Origin of the sequence: Streptomyces sp. NPDC050504, assembly GCF_044458065.1 — a bacterium.
Classification (GTDB): domain Bacteria; phylum Actinomycetota; class Actinomycetes; order Streptomycetales; family Streptomycetaceae; genus Streptomyces.
Genome location: NZ_JBITHO010000029.1, coordinates 1 through 3423, shown reverse-complemented (window position 1 = coordinate 3423; position 3423 = coordinate 1). Strand labels below are relative to the sequence as shown.

At 65.8% G+C, this 3423-nt stretch carries 3 protein-coding genes; 1 reads left to right on the top strand and 2 read right to left on the bottom strand.

Translation table 11 applies throughout. The features are described from left to right. Positions 1–193: 193 nt before the first annotated feature. Positions 194–760 carry a GNAT family N-acetyltransferase gene (locus ACIBNE_RS41095; RefSeq protein WP_399281206.1) on the top strand — a complete coding sequence of 189 codons (567 nt, stop codon included), beginning with the start codon at positions 194–196 and terminating at the stop codon, positions 758–760. Between the two features lie 82 nt (positions 761–842). On the opposite strand, the gene istB is transcribed toward ACIBNE_RS41095, so the two are convergent. Together istB and istA are read right to left on the bottom strand one after the other, a co-directional pair. After that, positions 843–1640 carry an IS21-like element helper ATPase IstB gene (istB, locus tag ACIBNE_RS41090; RefSeq protein ID WP_399281204.1) on the bottom strand — a complete coding sequence of 266 codons (798 nt, stop codon included), beginning with the start codon at positions 1638–1640 and terminating at the stop codon, positions 843–845. After that, on the bottom strand, positions 1637–3268 hold the full coding sequence (istA, locus tag ACIBNE_RS41085) for an IS21 family transposase (RefSeq protein ID WP_399281208.1): 1632 nt from the start codon (positions 3266–3268) through the stop codon (positions 1637–1639). Before istA ends, istB begins: the two co-directional genes overlap by 4 nt. Between the last annotated feature and the right edge of the window lie 155 nt (positions 3269–3423).

Sequence of the window (3423 nt, the reverse complement as noted above, 5' to 3'; positions counted from 1 at the left end):
TGCCTGGCTTTGTTCACTTCCATCGGCAGCGTTTGTCCATCGGTTTGGGAGGCGAGGGAGAGTCCGAACCTCGGCAGATGTTCATGAGAAACGGCGGCACTCTCAGCTGACGAGTCGCGACTGCGGCTGCCTGGGCCACAGGCAGCTGATATTTCGTTGTTGACCTCAGCTGAGCTGCGAGAGCATCCGAGGTATGGACGAACCTGCCGAAAGTCTCAGTTCTGGCCACGTCGAACTGCGCCGATGGCGCATGAGCGATCTCAACGCCCTGGAACAAGCGATTCGTGAGTCCCTGGACCATCTGATGCCGTGGATGCCCTGGGCAGCCGCTCATGGCAGACAGCCAACCGTCGACTTCCTCATCTGGAGCCAGGAAGAGTGGGAGGCCAGACGAGGCTTCCACTATGCGATCACGTCGAGTGACACGGTGATCGGCAGTTGCAGCCTCAACCGCCGCATCGGTGCGGGCGGCCTCGACATCGGCTACTGGCTGCACCCTCAGTCGACGGGGCGGGGTCTGGCCACAATGGCCACGGCGGCTCTTGTCTGTCAGGGCTTCCAAATGGCGGGCATCGACCACCTGGAGATCCATCACGATGCTGCCAACCCGGCCAGCGGAGCCGTCGCCCTCCGCTTGGGATTCACGGAGATCGAACGCACCCCAGTGCCTGAAGGGCCAGTCGCTCCTGGCGAAGTGGGGATCGACGTCGTGTGGCGAATGACTGTAGATCAATGGAGCGCGCTGACATCAGAAGGCTGAGCGCGGCCGGCTGAGCAGGGCTTGTTCGGGGTAAATGCTGTTGGCGGGCCGCCGCCGGGCGCGCGGCCCGCCCAGGCAGGCATCAGCCGGTCTTGGCCGCCTCCTCGGCCCGAGCGCGGGTGCTGGCGAGGCGGTAGGAGTCGGTGCCGGTCTCGATGATGGTGCCGTTGAAGGTGAGGCGGTCGACGATGGCCGCGCAGAGGCGGGGGTCGGTGAAGGTCTTGGTCCAGCCGCCGAAGGACTCGTTCGAGGCGATGGCCACGCTGTTCTTCTCCTCGCGTTCGGTTAGGACCTGGAAGAGGAGTTCGGCGCCGCGGCGGTCGAGTTCCATGTAGCCGAGCTCATCGATGCACAAAAGATCAACACGCCCGTAGCGGGCGATCGTCTTGGTCAGCTGCTTCTCGTCGGCGGCCTCGACGAGCTCGTTCACCAGCTTCGTCGCCAGCACGTACTTGACCCGGTAGCCAGCCATCGCCGCCTCGGTTCCCAGAGCGATCAGCATGTGCGACTTACCCGTCCCCGAGTCGCCGATCAGGCAGAGCGGCTGACTCTTCTTGATCCACTCGCAGCTGGCAAGCGTGTGAATGGTGGCCGCGTCGATGTTCGGGTTCGCGTCGAAGTCGAAGGTCCGCAACGACTTGTCCCGAGGGAAGCCAGCCGCCTTGATCCGCCGCTCCGACCGGCGCCGGGACCGGTCGTCACACTCGGTCATCAACAGCTCCGCGAGGAAGCCGCGGTAGGTCATCTGGTCCTTCATCGCCCGGTCGGCGATCTCGGAGAACTCGTTCCTGATCGACGGGAGCCGCAACAGGCGGCAGGCGGTGTCGATGGCCGTGTTGGCGGCCTGCTCGGTCAATCCTCGCTGCCGGGGCAGGGTCACTGTGCTTCTCCCTCGCGGTGTTCACCGCCGCTGACGCGGCGGCGTCGGAGCAGTTGGTCGTAGTGGCTCACTGTCGGCAACGGCCTCGTGTCCGGGGGGAGATGCGCGAGCCGCCACTCATGCAGAAACGTCACGGACGCCTCACCGCCCACCTCGGTCGGCGAAGGGCGATCGGTCGGCTCGTCCTCGGCCTGGGCGGCCTTGCGGGCCTCCAATGCGACCGCGTCGGCGGTCAGGGCCCCGGCCCGCAGGGCCGTCGCGAGGCCGGCCATCAGGTGCTCGTGCGAGACGTGGCGGGCCAGCAGCAGCACCTCGATCAGCGCCCTTGTCCCAGCGGTGTCGCCGTGGGCCTTGGCCGCCGCAGCCCACCAGGCGTCATGGACCGGGGTGAACTTGCCGGCGGAGCGGGCCTGTTCGAGCGCGGTCGCGCCGGGGAAGGCACCCGGCTTCCGGATCAGAGCTTCCAGGTAGTGATCCAGGTCCAGGCGGCAGGCGCCCTTCGCGATCAGTCGCTCGTGCCGGGCCGCTTCCATGTTCCTGTCGTAAACCACCAGGTGAGAAGCGTGAAGTATGACCCGGACCCGTTTGCCGATCAGCCGGACCGGCACCGAGTACCGGTTCGTGCGGACCACGATCTGGCTGTATCGGTCGACCCTCGGAGTGAAAAGTCTGCCCGTCTCGAACGGCTCCTCCGGCAGCGGCATCAGCAGCGGCCGCTCGATCTCGAAGTGCTCGTCGATGGTTCGCGGCCGCGAACCGATCCGGCGCCGCCCGTCGTGCAGATCCCACTGGTCGACGAGTTCGTTCAGCTCGGCCAGCGAGTCGACCTCGGGCACCGGGGTGAAGTGATTCCGGCGGAAATATCCAATCTGGCCCTCCACTCCGCCTTTCTCGTGGGCGCCCTCGATGCCAGGGCGGCAGTAGAAGCTCTCGATCCCGAAGTGCGATCTGAACGCGATCCACCGGTCGGCCTCCACCCGAGCCCGGCTCAGCCCCAGCACTTGGGCCACGGCGGCTTTCAGGTTGTCGTAGCGAACCTTGCTCCGCGGGACCCCGCCCAGCGTCCGCAGCGCGTGCACGTGCCCTTCGAAGAAGGCTTCCTGACCGCACGACGCGAAGACGCGATGGACCGCCTTGCCCGAGTAGGACAGGCGGAAGGAGAACAGATAGCAGGTCACAAGCTCACCAGCGAGCCGGACCGTCACGTCGCCGAAGTCGACCTCCGCCTCCATGCCAGGCTGGTGGGTCTGCGGCACGAACGCCTCGACCGGAACCTTCCCCGACTCGACGAGGATCTGCGGCTTCCGGTCGGCGACATAGCGCCGGACCATCGGGTAGGAGACGTCCGCGCCGTGTTCCTCAACCAGACGGTGGAAGATCCGAGTGACCGTGTGCCGCTGCTTGCGCGGCGCCTCCAGATCCGCCCGGAGCATCCCGTCGATCACCGGCTTGTACGGATCAAGGCGGGTTGGCCTCGGTGAAAGCTGCTTCCGAGGCGCAGGCCAGACGGAGTCCACAGCGTTGCGAACCGTCCGCCACGACACGTTGTACTTGCGCTCGATCTCCCGGATCTTCATGCCGCCGCGGTGGTCGCGCCGGATCGCCGCGTACAGCTCGACCTTTGACATCTGCGGCATGACCAGGACCTTTCACGAGGAGCATCCCGATGCTGCCCTGGCAAGGACCCCGGTGACTTCGAAACTCGTGAACATCACCCGACCGTGGATCTGGGTGCCTTCCAAACCCATGAACAACCGGCTTCACAACCCGTGAATAAAGCCAG